17 protein-coding genes are annotated in these 20,488 nt (G+C 63.8%); 2 read left to right on the top strand and 15 right to left on the bottom strand.

What is annotated here, in order from left to right:
• Positions 1 to 2 precede the first annotated feature (2 nt).
• Positions 3 to 1,226, top strand: a complete 1,224-nt coding sequence (locus RS897_RS40335; protein ID WP_315834223.1) for an adenylate/guanylate cyclase domain-containing protein — start codon at positions 3 to 5, stop codon at positions 1,224 to 1,226.
• On the opposite strand, the gene RS897_RS40330 is transcribed toward RS897_RS40335, so the two are convergent.
• The 8 genes from RS897_RS40330 to deoC all read right to left on the bottom strand — a co-directional run bounded on the left by RS897_RS40330 (position 1,223) and on the right by deoC (position 10,693).
• On the bottom strand, positions 1,223 to 2,314 hold the full coding sequence (locus RS897_RS40330; protein WP_315834222.1) for an ABC transporter ATP-binding protein: 1,092 nt from the start codon (positions 2,312 to 2,314) through the stop codon (positions 1,223 to 1,225). The two genes, RS897_RS40335 and RS897_RS40330, sit on opposite strands and share 4 nt — an antisense overlap.
• Positions 2,315 to 2,476: 162 nt before the next feature.
• Complete coding sequence (locus RS897_RS40325) at positions 2,477 to 3,934, bottom strand: extracellular solute-binding protein (RefSeq protein WP_315838906.1); 1,458 nt, start codon at positions 3,932 to 3,934, stop codon at positions 2,477 to 2,479.
• A gap of 53 nt (positions 3,935 to 3,987) precedes the next feature.
• Positions 3,988 to 5,025, bottom strand: coding sequence for a carbohydrate ABC transporter permease (locus tag RS897_RS40320; RefSeq protein WP_315834221.1), 1,038 nt, complete (start codon positions 5,023 to 5,025; stop codon positions 3,988 to 3,990).
• Positions 5,022 to 5,897 (bottom strand): carbohydrate ABC transporter permease, encoded by an 876-nt coding sequence (locus RS897_RS40315; RefSeq protein ID WP_315834220.1) that lies wholly within the window; start codon positions 5,895 to 5,897, stop codon positions 5,022 to 5,024. The genes RS897_RS40320 and RS897_RS40315 overlap by 4 nt, the downstream gene beginning before the upstream one ends.
• On the bottom strand, positions 5,894 to 6,829 hold the full coding sequence (locus tag RS897_RS40310; protein ID WP_315834219.1) for a ribokinase: 936 nt from the start codon (positions 6,827 to 6,829) through the stop codon (positions 5,894 to 5,896). Before RS897_RS40310 ends, RS897_RS40315 begins: the two co-directional genes overlap by 4 nt.
• A gap of 3 nt (positions 6,830 to 6,832) precedes the next feature.
• Positions 6,833 to 7,288, bottom strand: a complete 456-nt coding sequence (locus RS897_RS40305) for an RbsD/FucU family protein (protein WP_315834218.1) — start codon at positions 7,286 to 7,288, stop codon at positions 6,833 to 6,835.
• Between the two features lie 80 nt (positions 7,289 to 7,368).
• The gene (locus RS897_RS40300) at positions 7,369 to 9,768 is read right to left on the bottom strand and encodes an aldehyde dehydrogenase family protein (RefSeq protein WP_315834217.1); all 2,400 of its coding nucleotides are present in this window, start codon (positions 9,766 to 9,768) and stop codon (positions 7,369 to 7,371) included.
• 7 nt (positions 9,769 to 9,775) lie between these two features.
• A complete protein-coding gene (gene deoC, locus RS897_RS40295) occupies positions 9,776 to 10,693 on the bottom strand; it encodes a deoxyribose-phosphate aldolase (RefSeq protein WP_315834216.1) in 918 nt (305 codons plus the stop codon).
• A gap of 527 nt (positions 10,694 to 11,220) precedes the next feature.
• On the opposite strand from deoC, the gene RS897_RS40290 reads away from it, so the two are divergent.
• Positions 11,221 to 12,015, top strand: coding sequence for a DeoR/GlpR family DNA-binding transcription regulator (locus tag RS897_RS40290; protein ID WP_315834215.1), 795 nt, complete (start codon positions 11,221 to 11,223; stop codon positions 12,013 to 12,015).
• A 73-nt stretch (positions 12,016 to 12,088) separates the two neighbouring features.
• Here RS897_RS40290 and RS897_RS40285 read toward each other — a convergent pair whose 3' ends face one another.
• The 7 genes from RS897_RS40285 to RS897_RS40255 form a co-directional block, all read right to left on the bottom strand.
• A complete protein-coding gene (locus RS897_RS40285) occupies positions 12,089 to 13,177 on the bottom strand; it encodes a TRAP transporter substrate-binding protein (RefSeq protein WP_315834214.1) in 1,089 nt (362 codons plus the stop codon).
• A 316-nt stretch (positions 13,178 to 13,493) separates the two neighbouring features.
• Positions 13,494 to 14,423, bottom strand: coding sequence for a LysR substrate-binding domain-containing protein (locus tag RS897_RS40280; RefSeq protein ID WP_315834213.1), 930 nt, complete (start codon positions 14,421 to 14,423; stop codon positions 13,494 to 13,496).
• Between the two features lie 140 nt (positions 14,424 to 14,563).
• A complete protein-coding gene (locus RS897_RS40275; protein ID WP_315834212.1) occupies positions 14,564 to 15,934 on the bottom strand; it encodes an aspartate aminotransferase family protein in 1,371 nt (456 codons plus the stop codon).
• A 146-nt stretch (positions 15,935 to 16,080) separates the two neighbouring features.
• Complete coding sequence (locus RS897_RS40270) at positions 16,081 to 17,016, bottom strand: 2-hydroxyacid dehydrogenase (protein ID WP_315834211.1); 936 nt, start codon at positions 17,014 to 17,016, stop codon at positions 16,081 to 16,083.
• A 3-nt stretch (positions 17,017 to 17,019) separates the two neighbouring features.
• The gene (locus tag RS897_RS40265; protein ID WP_315834210.1) at positions 17,020 to 18,639 is read right to left on the bottom strand and encodes an ABC transporter ATP-binding protein; all 1,620 of its coding nucleotides are present in this window, start codon (positions 18,637 to 18,639) and stop codon (positions 17,020 to 17,022) included.
• 2 nt (positions 18,640 to 18,641) lie between these two features.
• Positions 18,642 to 19,481, bottom strand: a complete 840-nt coding sequence (locus tag RS897_RS40260) for an ABC transporter permease (RefSeq protein WP_315834209.1) — start codon at positions 19,479 to 19,481, stop codon at positions 18,642 to 18,644.
• A complete protein-coding gene (locus RS897_RS40255) occupies positions 19,478 to 20,449 on the bottom strand; it encodes an ABC transporter permease (RefSeq protein WP_315834208.1) in 972 nt (323 codons plus the stop codon). The genes RS897_RS40260 and RS897_RS40255 overlap by 4 nt, the downstream gene beginning before the upstream one ends.
• Between the last annotated feature and the right edge of the window lie 39 nt (positions 20,450 to 20,488).

Raw genomic sequence — 20,488 nt, 5'->3', positions numbered from 1 at the left:
CCATGGTCCCCACCGCCAGTCTAATGGATCCACGCGACGACCGGCGCGCTCCACTCGCCCATGCACTGCTGCGTTGTGTTGAATGGCTTGCCAGCGATGAATGCCACGATACCGACGATGCCGGCCTCGTCGCGGGTCTGGGGCGCAGGCTTCTCGCCGCGGGACTGCCGATCGATCGGCTGGCGCTGCACCTGCGTACGCTGCATCCGGAGATTCTCGGCCGCACGGTGGCCTGGTCACCCAACAGTTCGGTCGAGATCTTCGACCGGGAGCATGGCATTGAGGCCAGCGCGGACTTCGTCCACAGCCCGGTGCACTTCACAATGGAGCACAATGAACCGCTGGACGTGCGCCTCGATCGCCGGGAAGCCCGCAACTGGACGCTGATCGACGTCTATCGCGAGCGCGGTCTCGTCGACATGATGGTGCGTCCGCTGAACAGCGGGGACGGACCGCTGAGTGCGGTGACGTTCTGCACCGCACGGCGAGGGGGATTTACCGCGACCGAGCGTCTTGCGCTCGAGCGCATCGTCCCGGCGCTGCGCAATCTCTGCGAGCTACGAACACTACGCAAGGTCGAACTCACCTTGCTCGACACCTATGTCGGCCCGGTCACGGCGCAGCGTATCCTTGCCGGCCGTATCCGCCGCGGCCAGGTCGAGACGCTGGAGGCGGCGCTGATGCTGTGCGATCTCAGAGGCTTCACGGAGCTGTCCAACCGGTTGCCGGCGCCGCGGGTGATTGCGTTGCTCAATGACTATTTCGATCAGGTGGTGCCGTCGATTACGGCGGCCGGCGGTGAGATCGTCAAGTTCATGGGCGACGCCGTGCTGGCGTTCTTTCATGACGACGATGCCAGGGCGGCGTGCGCGACAGCTTTTCGGGTGGCGCTGACGGTCCTGGACAATATCGATCACCGGGCCGGTGAGGAGAGGCTCGAGGCCGGTATTGCGCTGCATTATGGCGCGGTCAGTTATGGCAACATCGGCTCCGGGCGCCGGATGGACTTCACCATGATCGGGCCGGACGTCAACCTGATCAGCCGCATCCAGTCGGTCTGCGGTGCGGGGTTTCACCGGTTGCTGGCATCACCTCGGTTTGCTGAAATGGTGCCGGAGTCGCAGCCTGCCACGGCCGGCTTTCACCATCTGAAGGGTTTTCACGACCCGGTCGAATTGTTTTGTTTCGGCGCAGAGGGAAAGAAGTCGACCCGGCAGGGTCGCTAAACCGGGATCACGTCGCCGCTGGCCTTGTCGAACAGGTGGGCCTGATCGAGGTGGAGCGGAATATCGAATGCTTCATCCGGCTTGGCCCTGACGCCGACCGGCATCTGCACGGTGAACAGCGCGCCGCCGACTGTGCCGATCACCAGGGTGTGCGGTCCCAGCGGTTCGACGTCTTTCACCATCATGCGGACCGATGAACCTGCGGCCACATCGCGGGCGATGTGATCCGGCCGGATTCCCAGCACGACGGGTTTACCGACGTGGCCACCATAAACATTGGCGCGGCTTTTCGGCAGCGTCAGCGCCACTCCGGATGCGCCGGTGAAGACGAGGGCGCCATCGTTTGCGGCGAGGCTGCCCTCAATGAAGTTCATGCTGGGCGCGCCGATAAAGGCGGCGACGAACAGATTGCGTGGCTTCTCGTACAGCGTGATCGGATCGGCGGCCTGCTCGATCTTGCCGCCGTTCATGACCACCACACGATCCGCCATGGTCATGGCCTCGACCTGGTCGTGGGTGACATAGACGATGGTCTTGGCGAGGCGGCGATGCAGCGCCTTGATCTCGGTGCGCATTTCGATCCGCAGCTTGGCGTCGAGGTTGGACAAGGGCTCGTCAAACAGGAACACGTCGGGGCTGCGCACGATGGCGCGACCGATCGCAACCCGCTGGCGCTGGCCGCCGGACAATTGTTTAGGGCGGCGCTCCAGGTATTTTTCCAACTCCAGGATGCGGGCGACGTTCCTGACCTCGCGATCGATCTCCGCGCGCGGGGTGCCGCGCACCTTCATGCCGTAACCAATGTTCTCGGCCACACTCATGTGCGGATAGAGCGCATAGTTCTGGAACACCATGGCGCAGTTACGCAGGCCGGGACGCAGGTCGGTGACGTCACGATCGCCGATACGGATGCTGCCGCTGGTCACCGTCTCCAGTCCTGCGATCATGCGCAGTGTCGTGGTCTTGCCACAGCCGGATGGGCCGACCAGCACCACGAATTCCTCGTCAGCCACCTTCAGATCGAGCGCCTCGATGACGCTGTAAGATCCGTAGGACTTGTTGACGTTCTCGATCTCGACGTGGGCCATGTCTGTGCCTTGTGCTTTTACCCCGTCATGGCCGGGCTCGTCCCGGCCATCCACGTCTTTCGTGCAGTGATGCTGAGAAAGTCGTGGATGCCCGGCACAAGGCCGGGCATGACGGCCTACTTTGTAGAAACGCACCGATCTTTCAGATCTTCCGGCGGTGCATCACTTCTTCGCCGGCAAACCCATCGCCGCGCGATAGGCGGCGAGTTGTTTGTCGCGGCCGAATTCGTCGGTCAGCCGGTTCCACTCCTTGGCCACGGTGTCGAGCGCCTGCTTCGGCGTCACCTGTCCCGCCAGCGCCTTGCCGAGTTCGATCTCCACCACCTCGGTGTAGGAGAAGTAGCCGGGCAGGCGCACGTCGAGGGCGACGTTCTTGGAGTTGATCGAGGCCGATTGTGCGCCGAGATATTCCTTCGCCTCACGCGGCGTGAAGATCTTGCTCCACAGCTCGAGATTGGTGGTGTGCGACTTGCGGTAGGGGTTGACGCCGGTGCCGCCGGTGATCGCTGCCTGGCCCGACACCTCGGGACTGGTCAGCGTCTTGATGTAGCTCCAGGCGGCCGCCTGGTTCTTGCCCGCCTTCGGCACGGCGATCTGCCAGCCGCCGAACGCCATGAACGGCCCCGGCAGCACCTCGGGGAATTTGTCCCAGGCTTTGGTCTTCGCGTTCCAGATTTCATTCGATCCCGGCAGCATCGCGGAGCCGACCTTGCCGGAAATTTTCGACTGCTTGGGATCGGCGGCGATCACGCCGGTGTCGCCCCAGCCGATCGATTCCGCCACCTGGCCGCCGGCCACCGCCGCGTTGACCTCGCCGAATGAGAAATTGAGCGCGTTGGGCGGTCCGAGCTTGGAGGCGCGGATGTATTCCTCCAGTCCCTTGATCCAGCCGGGGTTGTTGATCTGCGCGTCCATGCTTTCCGGATCGAAAAACATCGCACCGGGATAATTCGGATTGTTGGTGTAGGCGGCCGCATGGCTGAAGAAGAACCAGAACTGCTGGCCGCCGCGCCGGAACGCCTCCGCGGTGCCCCACATCCCTTTATCGGGACGCTGGAAGAATTCGGCGATGTCGAGATACTGCTTCCAGGTGGTCGGCGGCGCGAGGTCATAGCCGTATTTGGCCTTGAACGCCTCCTTCTCCTTCGGATCTTCGAACAGGTCGATGCGGTAGGTGTAGGTGTGGACGTCGCCGTCCATCGATTGCGAATAGATCTTGCCGCCCCATACCATCAGCCGTTCGCGATAGGCCGGCTCGACATCGTCCCAATCCGGCCCAGATTGCATCGCCTTCGGCATTTCGCTGAGGTAGTCGACGAAGTCGGGCAGCCAGGCCGGTGCGAAGGAGACCATGTCGAATGTCGCATCGCCTGATGTCAGCGATGTCGCGATCTTGGGATAGAGTTCCGACCAGGGGAATTCCACCACATTGACCTTGCCGCAGGTCTGTTTCGACCAGGCATCGGCACCAAGCTTCAGCGCCGAGGCGATGTAGGGACCGGTCTGCGACGCCACCGTTAGCGTGACGCCCGTATAGTCCGGACTGCAGGCGGCCTGCGCCGGGGTCACGGCGGAAGCTATTGCAAATGCTGCCGCTGTGGCGAGCAAAGTCCTTCTCAGCATGGTGTGTCCTCCGATTTTCTCTTGTGCGATTTTCGCCTTTGTAGTCGTCGTCACTTGATGGCCCCGAGCAGCACGCCCGATCGCATCATGCGGCCGAGCAGGGCCGCCATGATCATCATCGGCACGATGGCGACGAGGGCGGCGGCCGAGATCGCCCACCATTCGTCGCCACGCTGGCTGTTCTGTCCGGCTACCAAAATCGGCAGCGTCTGCCATTTGGCGTTGGTCAGGAACAGCGCGAACAGGAATTCATTCCAGACAAAGGCAAGCGTAATCAGGAAGGTCGCGATCAGCCCGTTCATCGACATCGGCACCACGATGCCGAGAAAGATGCGCCAGGTCGGCACGTTGTCGACCATTGCGGCCTCTTCAACCTCGATCGGCAGCGCCTCGAAGAAGTCGCGCATCAGCCAGACAACGATCGGCAGCGAAAACGCCACATAACACAGCGTCATGCCGATGAAGCTGTCGACCAGCTGGAAGCCCATTCGGCCGATTTCGGTGTACAGAAGATAGAGCGCGAATGCGGTAACGATCGGCGGAAACATGCGCTGGCTGACGAACCAGAACAGGATGTCCTCATTGCCGAGGATCGGCCCCGGCAACGGCAGCCTGTTGACCAGGATGGCGGCGACAAGCGCGATCGGAAACGCCAGCAGCAGGCTCTGCGGCCGGGTCAACCCAAGCGTGGCGTTGAACACCAGGTAGCCGCCGAGCGCCAGCACGAAGAAAGCCAGGCCCGAGACGAGGCGGACTCTGAATTCGAAACGCACCAGCGCATAGGCGGCCATCGCGCCGATGGCGGTGGCGATCACTGCAGACGATAAGCCCACCATCGTCGAGTTCAGGAAGGTGCGGAAAAACTCGCCGCGGATGCCCTGATAGAGATCGATGAACGGCTGCAGCGTCGGTGTGAAGTCGACAAACGGAATGTAGGTGGGGCCGCCGACCACGCCCGGCGGGGTCTTGAAGGCGGTCACCACCACCCAGTACAGCGGGAACAGGGTGATGAAGCACCAGACAATGCAGCCGAAGGCGGCAAGGCGGCGGGCGCTGGGCGAGAGGCCGGTGAGGGAGCGTGTGCTCATCGCCGTTTCTCCAGATGCGGCCGTAGCAGCACCAGGTAGGTTGTGCCGATCACGGTGATGGCGATCAGGAACAGGAAGCTCAGCGCCGATGTGTAGCCAAGGTTGAATTTCTTGAAGCCTTCCTGGTAGGCGAACAGCGTCAACGTTTCGGTGTCGACACCCGGACCGCCGCCGGTCATCACAAACACCGTGTCCATGATCTTGTAGCTCTCGATCAGGCGGATGAAGACCACGGCTGCAGAGATCGGCAACATCATCGGAAAAGTGATGCCCCAGAACTGCTGCCAATGGCTGGCGTTCTCCAGCTCGGCCGCCTCATAGACATCCTCCGGCAGCGTCTGCAATCCCGCCAGCAGCATCAGGATCATGAACGGCGTCCACTGCCAGACTTCGACCGCGATGATGCATCCCAGCGCCCAGTGGCCGTTGGTCAGGAACGGCAGGTTGGGAAAGCCGAATTGCGTGAGTAGCTGGTTGAGCGGTCCCATGGTCGGGTTGAAGATCATGCGCGCCACCAGCGCCACCGCGACAGGTGCGAGCAGCATCGGCAGCAACAGCCCGACGCGGAACAGTCGTTCGCCCGGCACTCGGGCATTCAGCGCCAGCGCCACCGCAAAGCCGATGACGTATTGCAGGGTGACCGCGATGACCGCCACCAAGGTGGTGATGAACAACGCGTTCCAGAACCGCGGCTCCTGCAACAGGGTGGTGTAGTTGCCGAGCCAGACCACCCGCGGCGGTATCGGTGGAATCAGCCGGAAGCTGAGGAAACTCGTGGTCAGGGAATAGATCAGCGGAAAGATCGAGATCGCCAGCACGACCAGGACGGCCGGCCAGATAAAGAGATGCTTGATCGGATCGTTGCGCATCATGACGCGCGCTGGTCTCTGAGCAGGGCTTCGATCTCGGCGCGGTGCGGCATTGCGGGTGCAGTGCCGACACGGGTCACGGAAATGGCCGCGGTCGCCGATCCGAAAATGGCGGCTTCGACCGGATCGGCGCCGCGCGCCAGCGCTGCGGCGAAGCCGCCGACAAAGGCATCCCCGGCGCCAGTGGTCTCGACCACGGCGCCGGCGCGGAACGGCGGGACATGGATCGAACAGCCCTTGCGGTGGAACAATGCGCCGCGCTCGCCGAGCGTGATCAGCGCGGTGCCGGCACCTTTGGCGATCAATGCGTCCCCGGCGCGGCGGGCACCATCAAGATCCGAGACCGCAATCCCGGTCAGGGCCTCGGCTTCGCTTTCGTTCGGCACGACATAGTCGCTGAGTCCGAACAGCACGTCATCGAAGGTGCCGGCGGGCGCGGGATTAAACACGGTGATCACGCCGGCTGAACGGGCGATTTCAAGGCCGCGCCGGGCGGCGTCGACCGGTTGCTCCAGCTGGGTTGCGAACACCCGGCTGTCGCGGATCGCGTCCGCGGCGGCGTCGACGTCGGCGGCACAGAGCTCGCCGGCCGCGCCGGGCACCACGATAATCGCGTTATCACCGCGGGTCTCGTGCACGTAGATGAATGCGGCGCCGGTTGGCGTGTCGACCTGGGTGACGCGCGGGGTGATGCCTTCCGCGGTCCAGGTCTTCAAGGCGATATCGGCGAAGGTGTCACGGCCGATCCGCGAGATAAAGGAGACCGCGGCGCCGGAGCGTGCGGCGGCGACCGACTGGTTCGATCCCTTGCCGCCGGGGCCGATACCGAATCCCGAGCCTAAGATGGTCTCGCCGACCGCCGGCAGGCGCCCGGCACGAAAGGCGAGATCGGCGACAAAGATGCCGAGGATCGCAACGGCTCCCTCCCTGCTCATGGTTCACTCCGCGTCTGGCGCGATCACGCCCTTGGTGAACAGGAAGCAGCCATAGAAACGGCGCTCGCCGGTGGCGATGACGCAATAGGCCTGCTTGGCTTTCTCATAAAAGGCGTGGCGTTCCACGGGGACGAGTGTCCAGGCGCGGCCTTCTGCGCGGTCGATCTCGGCCTGCACCTCGCGCTGCACCGGCGGCACCTCCTGGGGACTGCCCACGATCTCCATGCGGATCGCCGCATCGTCCACAAACGTATCGAGCGGCAGCACCGACAGCACTGCGCGCAGCGCCCGCGCCGCGCTGACATTGTCGATCCGCAGCAGATAGCCGAGTCTCGTCTGCCGGGCGATGGAGTCGGCGGGGAAATTGGTGTCGCATACCACCAGGCGATCGCCGTGACCCATGGCGCGCAGGGCATAGAGAACATCGGCGTTGAGCAATGGATCGATCGTCTTGAGCATGTTTTTCCCCCTCGTTTTTCATGCGCTGGCCGGCGTTCCCCGGTCCAACTTCTATCTCATCGGCTCCAGTTTAGCTGGTACTATTCACCGTAGGGAATCCATACATTTTTGACTTGTACCGCATGGCGCAGCAGGATCGGGCCTTCGCTGGCTGCACTGTCTTGCCAGTCGAGCATGAGGCCATGGTCGACCAGGGTGCGCTTCAGATTGTGGGTCGAGAGTTTTTCGGCGCGTGTCGAATTCTCCTTGGCGCCGAACACCCAGAGTGCATCGATGTCGTCGTGCTCGGCGAGTGTCGTGACCAGTGTGTCATGGTGGCCTGTGACGATGTTGACCACGCCAGCCGGCACGTCCGAGGTCTCCAGCACCTGGTAGAAATCGGTGGCGGCGAGCGGATGCCGTTCGCTCGGCAGCGTGACCACGCGATTGCCCATCGCGATCAGCGGTGCCACCAGGGAGATGAAACCGAGCAGCGGCGCCTCGTCGGGGCAGGCGACGCCGACCACGCCGATCGGCTCATGCATGGCGAGCGCGACGCCGCGCAATGGCGGGGTGTGCACGGTGCCCTCATATTTGTCGGCCCAGGCGCCATAACTGAACAGGCGCGTGATCGTCGCATCGACTTCAGCCTTTGCTTTGGCCGGTGTGGCGCCGGTCATGCTCGTTATCCGTGCGGTGAATTCGGCCGATCGCGCCGAGAGGTTTTCCGCCAGATAATACAGCACCTGGGCGCGATTATGAGCGGTCGCTTTCGCCCACGCCTCGGCGCTGCGCGCGGCCGCCACCGCATTGCGGATGTCCTTTCGGTTGCCTTCGCCAACCTCGCCGAGCCGCTTGCCTTTCGGTGACAGCACAGCGCGGGAATAGTTGCCGTCGGGCCGCGCCTGCTTGCCGCCGATGAACAGCTTTGCCGTGCGGTCGAGCGCGGGGGCATCGAACGCTGCCGCCTTGGCGTCATTCGCTGCAATCGGCTCCGGCAGTGCCGGCAATTTGGGACGCGGCCTGCGTCCGCCCCACGCCTTGGGTTTGAGATATTCGAACACACCTTCGCGGCCGCCCTCGCGGCCGAAGCCGGACTCTCTGTAACCACCGAAGCCGACACTGGCATCGAACAGGTTGGTGGCATTGACCCAGATCACGCCCGCCTTGAGCTTCGGCGCGATATCGAGCGCAAGCCCGATGGTCTCGCTCCAGACACTGGCGGCGAGGCCATAACGCGTGTTGTTCGCCAGCGTCACCGCCTCGTCCGGGGTGCGGAAGGTCATCGCCACCAGCACCGGCCCGAAGATTTCCTCGATCGCCACGGTCGAGGCCGGATGCACGCCCCAGAGCAAGGTCGGCGGATAGAAGCAGCCGCCCTCCGGCAGCTCCGTATTTGCCTGATGCTTCTGCGCGCCTTCCTTCACGCCGGTCTCGACCAGCGCTGCGATGCGCGCGAGCTGGACGGGCGCGATCACCGCGCCCATGTCGATCGCCTTGTCGAGAGGATGGCCCACCCGCAGCGTCTCCATGCGGCGGATCAGCCGCTTGCGGAAGGTCTCAGCGATGCCTTCCTGAACCAGCAGCCGCGAGCCGGCGCAACATACCTGGCCCTGGTTGAACCAGATGGCGTCGACGACGCCTTCGATGGCGCCGTCGATGTCGGCATCCTCGAATACGATGAAGGGTGACTTGCCGCCGAGTTCGAGCGTCAGCGACTTGCCGGTGCCCGCGGTGGCAGCGCGGATCAGCCGGCCGACCTCGGTCGATCCGGTAAACGCGATCTTGTCGACGCCGGGGTGGCTGACCAGCGCCGCGCCTGTTGCGCCTTCGCCGGTGACCACATTAAGGACACCGGGCGGCAGCCTCGCTTGCGTCGCGAGCTCGGCGAACAGCAGCGCCGTGAGCGAGGTGAACTCGGCGGGCTTCAGCACCACGGTGTTGCCGAGCGCCAGTGCCGGCGCGATCTTCCACGCCAGCATCAGCAGCGGGAAATTCCACGGGATGATTTGCCCGACCACGCCAATGGGAACATGATCGGGGAGTTCGCGCTCCTGCAACTGCGCCCAGCCGGCGTGATGCAGGAAATGCCGGGCCGCCAGCGGAACGTCGAGATCGCGGGTCTCGCGCAGCGGCTTGCCGTTGTCGATCGCTTCCAGCACCGCGAACAGCCGGGCATGACGCTGCAGCATCCGCGCCAGCGCATAGAGATGCCGCGCGCGGCCATGGCCACCGAGCCTCGCCCAGCGCGGCTGCGCCTTGCGCGCCGCGCTGACGGCGGCATCGACATCGCCAGCAGAGCCCTGTGTGAGCTTTGCCAGCGGCTTGCCGGTAGCGGGCTCCAGTGTCACAAAATGCTTGGCCGATTGCGGTGCGCTGAAATCGCCGGCGATGAAATGCCCGAACACACCGCCATGGCTTTTCAGCCAGGCACGCGCCTCGCCGTCGCCTTCGGGGGCGGGGCCGTAATCCATGGTGTCGTAATAATGTGCGACGGTCATCTCGGCCTCATCCCACGGGGTGGCGGTTGAAGGCCGAGTAGTGGCCGGTGACATGATGTTCGAGCTGGCGTTCGATGTCGGCCAACAAGCTCGACGCGCCGATCCGGAACAGATCCGGCTCCAGCCAGTCGCGACCCAGTTCCTCCTTCATCAGGAATTGATAGGTGAGTACGTCCTTGGCCGTGGAGATGCCGCCGGCGGGTTTGTAGCCGACTTTGAAACCCGTGCGCTCCTGATAGGCCCGGATCATCCGCACCATCGCCAGTGTCACCGGCAGGGTGGCATTGACGGCTTCCTTGCCGGTCGAGGTCTTGATGAAGTCGGCGCCCGCCATCATGCAGACCATGGAGGCCTTCGCCACATTGCGCAGGGTCTTGAGATCGCCGGTGGCGAGAATGGTCTTGATGTGGGCATCGCCGCAGGCGGCGCGAAAATCGCTGACCTCGCGATAGAGCTCGGACCAGTTGCCGGTCAACACATGCTCGCGGGTGATCACGATGTCGATTTCGCTGGCGCCGTCCCTGACCGAGGCTTCGATCTCCTTCAGCTTGATGTCGTGTGGCACGAGGCCTGCCGGAAAGCCGGTCGACACCGCGGCAACCGGAATCCCGGAACCGTTGAGCGCGTCGACGGCGGTTGCAACAAAGCGGTGATAAACGCAGATCGCGCCGGTATGGACCACACGCTCTGCGAATCCGAGCGCGTCGAGAATTTCGGCGCGTACCGGCATCTTCGCCTTGGCGCAGAGCCGCTTCACCCGCTCCGTGGTGTCGTCACCATTGAGCGTGGTGAGGTCGATGCAGGCGATGGCCTTGAGCAGCCACGCCGCCTGTGCGTCCTTCTTGACCGTGCGCCGGCCTGGCAGCGATGCAATCCGACGTTCAGCTGCGGAGAGATTGATGCGGATCTCGTCAACCCACTCCATCTCCAGCGCGCGTCCAGGATTACGGGGGGGCGCATTCGCTGCAGCGTCGACGGGCCGCAGGTGCGCGGCGCCGCGCGGTGCGCCGCCAGTCGAATTAGAGATGTGGCTGGGGCTGGTCATTCGAACGCAGTTGATCCGTGGAGTTCAAGCACCGCCGCGGCCGCGCGGGGGAGGGAGGGGGAAGCGCGGCCGCGGGCGGCGCCGATGGCGAAGGCGATGCTGCCGAAACGTGCATCGTGTTCGCCATATCGGGGTTGGTTGTCAGCGATCGCCATGCCCGAACGGCAAGATGAGGCCCCGATTGGGCAACGGATGTTTTGATCGCAACATGTTTTCTTCTCCCTGTCCGCGCTCGGAAGTCGTCCGGTCCAGCAGATTGCAGCGGCCTCGCATGTGAAGCTCGCCAAAACCCGAACATGGCCCTACTATCGTCCAGATAGCGAAGATGTTATTATTATAACATAATGTGTTTCGATACTCACATCATGTGAGATTGCTGTCAACAGGTCAGCAGAGCGAACGTAAAAATGGCTGTGGGATCGAATGAGACGGCTCCGACAGGGGACGCCCGGGCTTTACGCCTGCAGCGGTTGCGGCATGCCGTCGACGCGAGCGGCCGGCTTCATCTCAGGACCGCGGCGCAACTTCTCAACGTATCGGAAATGACCATCCGCCGCGATCTCGCATCGTCCGATGCCCCGCTCGCCTGCCTCGGCGGCTATGTGGTGGATGCGGCGTTTCCCACGGTTGGAAAATACGCCATCGAGCAGGAGATCGACCAGCACGCTCAGCACAAGCTCCTAGCGTGCCGGCGCGCGGTGGAAACCGTGCGCGACGGCGACACCCTGTTCATCGATTGCGGCTCTACCATGCAGTCGCTTGCCGAGTGCCTGCCACGCGATCTGTCGCTGTCGGTGATCTGCTTCTCCATGAACGTGGCCGAGCGGGTCACCCAGCGGCCGAACACCCAGGTGATGCTGCTGGGCGGGCTGTATCACACCTCGTCGCAGTCGTTTTCGTCCGACGAGGCGCTGACCTATCTGCGCCGGATTGGAATCAACAAGGCCTTTATTTCCGCCGGCGGGGTTCATCCAGCGCGCGGCGCGAGCTGCTCCAATTTTCACGAAGTTGCGGTGAAGCAGGCGGCGATCGCTAGCGCCATGGAGAGCGTGCTGGTGGTCGATGAAAGCAAGCTCGGTAGCTTGAAGCCGGCGTTTTTCGCCGATCTCGGCGTGTTCGCTGGCATCGTCGTCGGTGGCCCGGTCGGCACCGACGTGCGTAAGCAGTTCAAATCGTTTCCGCTCGGCATCGCTGCCAAATAGCGGTTTGCGCATCGCTCGAATAAGCCCCGGAAAACTGTCCGGGGCTTTCTTTGTCGTTGACCGGGCTCTGACCTCAGACCCTTGTGCGCATCCGCATCATGAAGCTGTCGAAGCTCAATTCGGCCACCTGCATCCACATCAGCGAGTCGCCGCGGTAATTGGCGAGGCTGGCGTGCAGTTTGCCGAAATGCTTGTTGGTCTGCGAAAGGTCCGCATAGATTTCGTTTGCGGCCTTGTAGCAGGTCTCCAGCACCTCCTGTGGGAACGGGCGCAGGACTGCGCCGGATGCGAGCAATCGTTTCAAGGCCGGTGGATTGACGTAATCGTACTTCCCGGTAACCCAGGTGAATGTGTCATGCGATGCGGAGGTGAGGATCGCCTGATAGTGCTTCGGCAACGCGTTCCACTTCGGGATGTTGACGATGTTGTGGCCCTGGCCGGTGCCTTCCCACCAGCCCGGATAATAGTAGTATTTCGCGACCTTGGCGAAACCGAGCTTCTCGTCGTCATAGGGGCCGACCCATTCCGCCGCGTCGATGGTGCCTTTCTCCAGCGCCGGATAGATGTCGCCGCCCGCGATCTGCTGCGGCACGCCGCCGACCTTGGCGATGATCGTCCCGGCGAAACCGCCGATCCGAAATTTGAGGCCTTTGAAATCCTCCATGGACTTGATTTCCTTGCGGAACCAGCCGCCCATCTGGGCGCCAGTGCTGCCAGTCGGAATGCCGTGGCAGTTGTACTCGCCGAGCAGGTCGTTGAGCATCGCCATACCGCCATCGAACAGCATCCACGACAGATGCTGCCGCGTGTTCAGTCCGAACGGCAACGATGTGCCGAACGTGAACGCCGGATTCTTGCCCCAGTAATAATACAGCGCCGTATTGCCCATCTCGACCGTGCCGTTCTGCACCGCGTCGAGCACCTGCAGGCCGGGGACGATTTCACCGGCGGCGAACGGCTGGATCTGGAAGCGGTTGTCGGTCATCTCGGCGACGCGCTTGCAGAAGAATTCGCAGCCGCCATAGAGCGTATCCAGCGACTTTGGCCAACTGGCCGTCAGCCGCCATTTGATCTCGGGCATCGATTGGGCAATGGCGGGCGCGGCGACCGTGCTGGCGGCCAGGCCGGCGCCGGTTGCTGTCAGGAATTCACGACGTTTCACGAGCTTCCTCCTCCGTGTTTATGCCGACGCATCGACGAGGAGAACGATCTAACTGCCGTTTTGTCTTGGAATCGCCGATGGCCGACGTTGCGCTTGGTGCCTGGGACCTCCGACTTCGAAAGCGAGAACCCGAATAATAGCCCAAAGAAAAACAGGAATTTGGGCGGAGTCGAAAAACAAAGTCGAAAAGCAAAATCCCGGCCCATCGGCAGGATGGACGCTCGGTGTGGGGGAATCAAGTGCGTGCCTTCAGCGCAGGCCGATAACGCAGTTGCGAAGAGATCGGCAGGAAAGCATCAGGAAACCGTCAATGGGATCACTGGCCGCCGGCCCGCACGGCATCGACGATCCAGCGCCGCAGCGCGCTGATGCGCCGGTCGCGCGCCTGTTCCGGGCGCGACACCAGATAAAGCTTTTCGCGAAAGCCGGCCTGGACCTTGAAGGGGGCGATCAGCTTGCTGCCGAAGCCCGGGCGGCGCCGGATCAGAGGCGCCATCGCCAGCGTCACGCCGAGGCCATGCTCGGCGGCTTCCAGCGCTGCAGGTACGGTATCGAGCCACAGATGTCCGCGCGGCTGCAAATCGGCAAGCCCCATCTCGCCGAGCCAGCGTGGCCATGACTGCGGCTGCGAGATCAGATGGATCAGAACGTGGCGGGAGAGATCAGCTGGTGTGCGCAGGCCTGCCTTGATCACCGACGGCGCGCAGACGGGTAGGGCGTTGACCTCGACCAGCGGTTCGAATTTCAGGCCGGTGGCTTGCTCGCGGCCATAGCGGATGGCGACATCGACGCCGGAGCTGTTGAAGTCGGCATATTGATGCGTGGCTTCGATACGCAGCGTCAGGTCCGGATGGCGCCGATGGAAGTCGGGCAGCGCCGGCAGCAGAACGGTGCTGGTGAAAAACGGCAGTGAGCTGACCCACAATTCGTGGCGATCGGCGCGCCGCCGGGTCATCAACTCGCGTCCCGCGCCGTCCAGCGCGGTGAGAGCAGCCGAGACCTGCTCCAGGTAACGCTCGCCTTCAGCGGTCAGGCGCACCGATCGCGCGCCGCGCACAAACAGCTTGACGCCGAACTGCGCTTCCAGCCCGCGGATCTGATGGCTGATTGCCGACGGACTGAGCGCCAGGTCGCGCGCCGCGCGGCGGAACGACAGTTGTGTCGCGGCGCGCTCGAAGGCTTGCAGCGCCGCCAGCGGCGGGATCGATCGCAGCGCAACGACCGGATATGGGTGAGCAGATTTCATCCGAAGTGAGAAGACCTCGTGAATTGCTCACTCAGTCTAACAACCAATGCATCCCGCGTGCAATTTTGTTCATCAATAAAAAGCCCGGGCGCCGGCTGTGGCCGGTGCCCGGGCTGTGGCTCTCGATCCCTACGAGAGGATCAGTCTTTGACTTCCTTCAGCGTTGCATCGAGCGACTGCTTCACCGCGGCCAGCAGGGTATCGACCTCGGCCTTGGTGATGATCAGCGGCGGGCAGAATGCCAGCGCATCGCCCATGTTGCGGGTGATCACGCCGTTCTGCTGCAGATGCTTGTTGACGATGCCGCCGAGCGCGCCGGCCTTGCCCAATGGCGACTTGCCGGGCTTGTCAGCGACAAGTTCGATCGCGCCGATCAGGCCGACGCCGCGAACCTCGCCGACCAGCTCGTGCGCGCCCAGTTCGCGCAGGCCCTTCATCATGTGGGCCCCGACCTCGCGGGCATTGGCAACGAGGCCGCGCTCCTCGATGATCTTGATGTTCTCGAGCGCGACGGCGGCCGCGACCGGGTGTCCGCCGCCGGTGAAGCCATGGCCGAAGGTGCCGATCCGGTTGCTCTCGTCGGCGAGCGGCTCGAACACCTTGTCGTTGATGAGCAGTGCGGAGATCGGCAGATAGGACGACGAGATCTGCTTCGACATCACCATGATGTCGGGCTTGATGGCGTAGGTTTCGCTGCCGAACATGTTGCCGGTGCGGCCAAAGCCGCAGATTACTTCATCGGCCACCAGCAGGATGTCGTATTTGGCGAGCACGGCCTGGATCTTCTGCCAGTAGCCGGCGGGCGGCACCACGACGCCGCCGGCGCCCATCACCGGCTCGCCGAAGAAGGCGGCGATCGTCTCCGGCCCTTCGGCGAGGATCAGCTTCTCGAGATCGTCCGCCAGCCGCGAGGAGAAATCCTGCTCGCTCTCGCCAGGCTGCGCCTCGCGCCAGTAATGCGGCGAGGAGGTGTGCAGCACGTTGGCGATCGGCAGGTCGAACGATAGATGATTGTTCGGCAGCCCGGTCAGGCTCGCGGATGCGATGGTGACGCCGTGATAACCGCGCAGACGGCTGATCAGCTTCTTGCGTTGCGGCTGCGCCAAGGCGTTGGAGCGATACCAGATCATCTTCATGGCCGTGTCGTTGGCCTCGGATCCGGAGTTGGTGAAGAACGCCTTGCTCATCGGCACCGGCGCCATGGTCACAAGCTTTTCCGCCAGGTCGACCAGCGGCGAATGCCCCTTGTGTCCGAAGTTGTGATAGTAGGGCAGCTTGGACATCTGTCGCGTCGCGGCCTCGATCAACCGCGGCTCCGAGAAGCCGACGCCGACGCTCCACAAGCCAGCCATGGCCTCGATATAACGCTTGCCGCTGTCGTCCTCGACATAGATCCCCTGGCCCTTCTCGATGATCAGCGGGCCGACCTCCTGGTGACGGCGGGCGTCGGTATAGGAGTGAAGATGATACTTCCGGTCGCGCGCGGCAGGTGAATTGGGCTGGGTATCCATGGTGATGTCCTTTGCAGTCATTGAAGAGCGGGCGACGGTCCGGCGAAGGTATGCCGCCGAGGGCAAGTGTTCAACTCAGGAACCTGCTCGCAGACACGCAGGGGGTATGCATTCACAATCGATCCGGCGAATTCTGCATGAATCGTTCAATAGCCCTGCGCACGATCGACGGCGTGTGGCGGGCGCCGGCCGGCCTCGACGGCATCCGCCGTGGCACGCAGGGTCGCGCTGACCGCCGTGAGACTGACGTCGCACGCATCATGTGGCGTAACGATGATCTTCGGATGCCGCCAGAACGGATGGTTCGGCTGCAAGGGCTCGGGGACGAACACATCGAGGGCCGCGCCGGCCAGTTGTTCGCTCTCAAGAGCCGCGAGCAGATCGGCGTCGACCAGGTGTTCACCGCGGCCAACCTGGATCAGATAGCCGCCGCGGCGCATGCGGCCGAAGGTCTCACGGTTCAGAAGACCCCGGGTCTGCGGTGTCAGCGGCAGCAGGTTGACCAGCACCTCGGTGCGCGCAAGCATATCAGCAAGTCCGTCGTGGCCATGATAGCCGATGATGCCGGCAGGCATCGGCTTTTCGGTGCGGCTCCAGGCCATCACCGGAAAGCCCAGCATGGCGAGGTCGGCGGCGACCCGCTGGCCGATTTCCCCATACCCCAGCAGTGCGACCGGCACCTCCTGCACGGCACGCTGCCGCAGGCGCCGCCAGATCTGATCGCGCTGCTGCGCCAGATAGGTGGCGAAGCGCCGCTGATGCCAGATCACATGCCAGATCACGAAGCCCGACATCATCTGCGCTTGCGCCGGATCGACCACGCGCACCACATCGATATCGGGTCGCAGGCTCGGGCAGGCGAGGATGTTGTCGACGCCCGCGCCGATCGAGCAGACCGCCTGTAGGTTGGGATAGCGCGCGAACGCGTCGTCTGGCGGCTTCCAGGCGATCGCCATCTGAATGTCCGCGTCCGTGCCGTCGTCGCGATGGTCCACGAGCTCGATGCGGTCAGCGAGGTGCGGGATTTCCGTGCCGAGATAGTCCCGCAGATCGAGACTTTTGCTAAGGAAGACACAGCGCATGGTTCAGGCAGCCCTCGACGGCGATATCTGGCCGGGCACCGCTGCAAGCAGCTCCCGCGTGTAGGGATGCTCCGGTACCGCGAACAGGGCGGTCGCCGGCTTCAACTCGACGATCGTGCCGCGCTGCATCACGGCGATCCGATCGCAGATCTGCGCCGCCACCCGCAGGTCGTGGGTGATGAACAGCATCGAGAGACCGAGCCGTGTCTTGAGATCCTCCAGGAGATTGAGGACCTGGGCCTGCACCGAGACGTCGAGCGCGGAGACCGCTTCGTCGGCGACCAGGATTTCCGGCTCGAGCGCCAGTGCACGTGCGATCCCGATGCGCTGGCGCTGGCCGCCGGAAAACTCATGCGGAAAACGCTCCATCGCGCTGGCGTTGAGGCCCACCAGGCCGAGCAGCTCATGGGCGCGCCGCCGCGCGACGTCCGGATCAACCCCGTGCGCGATCGGCCCGTCGGTGATGATGTGGCCGACCTTGCGGCGTGGGTTGAGCGAAGCAAACGGGTCCTGAAACACCATCTGGATGCGGCGGCGTTGGTTGCGCAACGCCCTGCCGTCGATGGCCGTCAGATCGATGTCGCCGAGTCGAACTGAGCCGCGGTCGGCTTCGAGCAGGCGCACCACGAGGCGGGCCACCGACGACTTGCCGGAACCGGATTCTCCGACCAGGCCGAGGGTCTCGCCCTTGTGAATGTCGAAGCTCACATTCTTTGCGGCCTGCACATGGCGTTTGGGCTGAAACCAGCCGCCACCGCTGACATAGGTTTTGTCCAGGCCAATCACCTCGACCACCTTGTGCTGATCGGACAGCGAAGCCCGCGCCGGCGGCTGCAGGCTCGGCACCGCGGCAAGCAACGCACGGGTATAGGCATGCTGCGGGCGCCGCAACACATCGTCGGCGGATCCCTGTTCGACCACCTTGCCGTGCTGGAGCACCACAATGCGATCGGCGATGTCGGCGACCACGCCGAAATCATGGGTGATAAACATGACGGCCATGTGGCGGCGGCGCTGCAGGTCGCGGATCAGCTTGAGGATCTGCGCCTGGGTCGTGACGTCGAGCGCGGTGGTCGGTTCGTCGGCCACCAGCACGGCCGGTTCGAGTGCCAGCGCCATGGCGATCATGGCGCGCTGGCGCTGGCCGCCGGACAATTGATGCGGAAAGGCGCGCACTGAGCGCTCCGGATCCGGCAGCCCCACTTCGCGCAGCAGGTCGACAGCCCTTTGCTTTCGCTCCCGCGGCGTCAGGAGATTGTGGGCCTCGAACATCTCGGCGATCTGCTCGCCGATCCGCATCAAGGGATTGAGCGCCGTCATCGGCTCCTGAAACACCATGGCGATGCGGCAACCGCGTAGCGCCAGCCAGCCGCTCTCGTCGAGGCCGAGTACGTTGTGTCCGTCGAAGCGGATCTCGCCGGCCTCGGCGACGATGCTGTTCGGTAGCAATCCCATCAACGCATGGGCGCACATCGACTTGCCCGAGCCGGATTCCCCGACCACGCACAGGATTTTGCCCGCCGTCAGATCGAACGACACGCCATCGACGGCATAAGCGCGATCGCCGCCGGGTGGCAGCGCCAGTTTCAAGTCCTTGACGGTCACGACGGTGTTGGTCGCCATCTTCAGCGCCCTTCCTTGGCGAGGCGCGGGTTCAGCGCATCATTGAGGCCTTCGCCGATCAGGTTCAGCGCCAGCACCGAGACCAGGATGGCGATGCCGGGAAACACCGTAATCCACCAGGCCTGGCGGATGACGGTGCGGCCGGCGCCGACCATGTAACCCCACGACATCAGATTGGGATCGCCGAGGCCGAGAAACGACAGCGACGATTCCAGCAGGATCGCGGTCGCGACCATCAGCGAGGCCAGCACGATCACCGGCGACAGCGCATTGGGCATGATCTCGCGCCAGATGATCCAGCTGTTGCTCTGTCCGGTCACGATTGCGGCCTGGACGTATTCGCGGCTGCGCAGCGACAGCACTTCGCCGCGGACCAGGCGCGCCACCGGCGGCCAGCTCACGATGGCGATGGCGATGACGATCGACACCATCGAGGGCTGCAGGATGGCGACCAGCACAATGGCCAGTGCAAAGCTTGGAACGGTCTGGAAGAATTCCGTGAATCGCATCAGGGCGTCGTCGATGCGGTTGCCGAAATAGCCGGCGGCAGCGCCGAGCGGGACGCCGATCGCCAGAGCCGCCAAAGTCGAGACCAGGCCGACCAGCAGCGAGACGCGGGCGCCATAGATCACGCCCGCCATGACGTCGCGTCCCAGCGCGTCGGTGCCGAGCGGAAGCCCTGCCACCGCGAACGGCGGCAGAAATGGCCGCTGCACCATGCGCCAGGGCGAGGTCGGAAACAGCAGCGGGCCGAACACCGCGATGAATATCGCGATCGCGAGGATCACAAGGCCGATCAGCCCGCCGGGATTGCGCGACATCGTTCGCCAGACCTGTTTCATGTGGCGTACTCGATGCGCGGATCGACCGAGCGATAGACCAGATCGGTGACCAGATTGAAGGCCAGCACCATGGCCGAACACACCACGAAGACGCCGAGCAGCAGGTTGTAATCACGCTGCAGCAGCGACTCGTACATCAGCCGGCCGATGCCCGGCCATGCGAACACGGTCTCAGTGAGCACGGCGCCGCCCACCAGCGTGCCCGCCTGCAGGCCGGCGAGCGTCACCACCGGCAGCAGCGCATTGCGCAGCACATGGCGGCGCTGGATGACGGAATCCCGCAAGCCCTTGGCGCGGGCGGTCTTGACGAAATCCAGCCGCTTGACTTCGAGCATCGAGGCCCGGGTCATGCGGGCGTACGTCGCCATGAAGAACAGGCCGATGGTCGTGGCCGGCATGATCAGGTGGGCGGCGACATCCAGCACATGGGCGAGGCCGGTATAATTCGCGCCTACCGTTTCGTAGCCGAAGCTCGGCAGCCAATCCATCGTCACCGAGAACAACAGGATCGCCATCAGCGCCACCCAGAACAGCGGCGTGGCATAAAAGATCAGCGCCAGCACCGTGATGGCGCTGTCGGCCCAGGTGCCGGCGAAGCGCGCGGCGAGGGTGCCGAACAGGATGCCCAGCGCCAGCGAAATCACGAAGGCGGTGCCGGTAAGCAGCAGCGTGGCGGGCAGGCGATCGAGGATCAGTTTCGAGACCGGCATCTGCTGGCGGAACGAGAAGCCGAGATCGAGGCTGACGATGCCCCGGACGTACTTGAAGAGCTGCACCGGCAGCGGCTGGTCGAGGCCGAATTTCTCGCGCAGTTGCGAAATGAAGATCTGGTCGCCGGCGCCGGCCTCACCGGCCATCACCACCGCCGGATCGCCGGGGGCCATGCGGATCAGGAAAAAATTCAGCACCACGATGGCGAGGAGCACGATCACGGCCTTCACCACTCTCTGGGCGACGAATGACAGCATCACGGAGATCCCTTCGAGAGAGGCGGCTGATGTCGGTGA

Origin of the sequence: Bradyrhizobium prioriisuperbiae, assembly GCF_032397745.1 — a bacterium.
Lineage (GTDB): Bacteria > Pseudomonadota > Alphaproteobacteria > Rhizobiales > Xanthobacteraceae > Bradyrhizobium_A > Bradyrhizobium_A prioriisuperbiae.
This window is presented reverse-complemented; position numbering and strand designations above follow the sequence as displayed.

Coding starts and splice junctions, on each gene's coding strand:
- RS897_RS40275 (WP_315834212.1), bottom strand. CDS start 15,934: ATGGATACCCAGCCCAATTCACCTGCCGCGCGCGACCGGAAGTATCAT.
- deoC (WP_315834216.1), bottom strand. CDS start 10,693: ATGGAGTGGGTTGACGAGATCCGCATCAATCTCTCCGCAGCTGAACGT.
- RS897_RS40300 (WP_315834217.1), bottom strand. CDS start 9,768: ATGACCGTCGCACATTATTACGACACCATGGATTACGGCCCCGCCCCC.
- RS897_RS40305 (WP_315834218.1), bottom strand. CDS start 7,288: ATGCTCAAGACGATCGATCCATTGCTCAACGCCGATGTTCTCTATGCC.
- RS897_RS40335 (WP_315834223.1), top strand. CDS start 3: ATGGTCCCCACCGCCAGTCTAATGGATCCACGCGACGACCGGCGCGCT.
- RS897_RS40265 (WP_315834210.1), bottom strand. CDS start 18,639: ATGGCGACCAACACCGTCGTGACCGTCAAGGACTTGAAACTGGCGCTG.
- RS897_RS40315 (WP_315834220.1), bottom strand. CDS start 5,897: ATGATGCGCAACGATCCGATCAAGCATCTCTTTATCTGGCCGGCCGTC.
- RS897_RS40280 (WP_315834213.1), bottom strand. CDS start 14,423: ATGAAATCTGCTCACCCATATCCGGTCGTTGCGCTGCGATCGATCCCG.
- RS897_RS40290 (WP_315834215.1), top strand. CDS start 11,221: ATGGCTGTGGGATCGAATGAGACGGCTCCGACAGGGGACGCCCGGGCT.
- RS897_RS40330 (WP_315834222.1), bottom strand. CDS start 2,314: ATGGCCCACGTCGAGATCGAGAACGTCAACAAGTCCTACGGATCTTAC.
- RS897_RS40310 (WP_315834219.1), bottom strand. CDS start 6,829: ATGAGCAGGGAGGGAGCCGTTGCGATCCTCGGCATCTTTGTCGCCGAT.
- RS897_RS40270 (WP_315834211.1), bottom strand. CDS start 17,016: ATGCGCTGTGTCTTCCTTAGCAAAAGTCTCGATCTGCGGGACTATCTC.
- RS897_RS40260 (WP_315834209.1), bottom strand. CDS start 19,481: ATGAAACAGGTCTGGCGAACGATGTCGCGCAATCCCGGCGGGCTGATC.
- RS897_RS40320 (WP_315834221.1), bottom strand. CDS start 5,025: ATGAGCACACGCTCCCTCACCGGCCTCTCGCCCAGCGCCCGCCGCCTT.
- RS897_RS40255 (WP_315834208.1), bottom strand. CDS start 20,449: ATGCTGTCATTCGTCGCCCAGAGAGTGGTGAAGGCCGTGATCGTGCTC.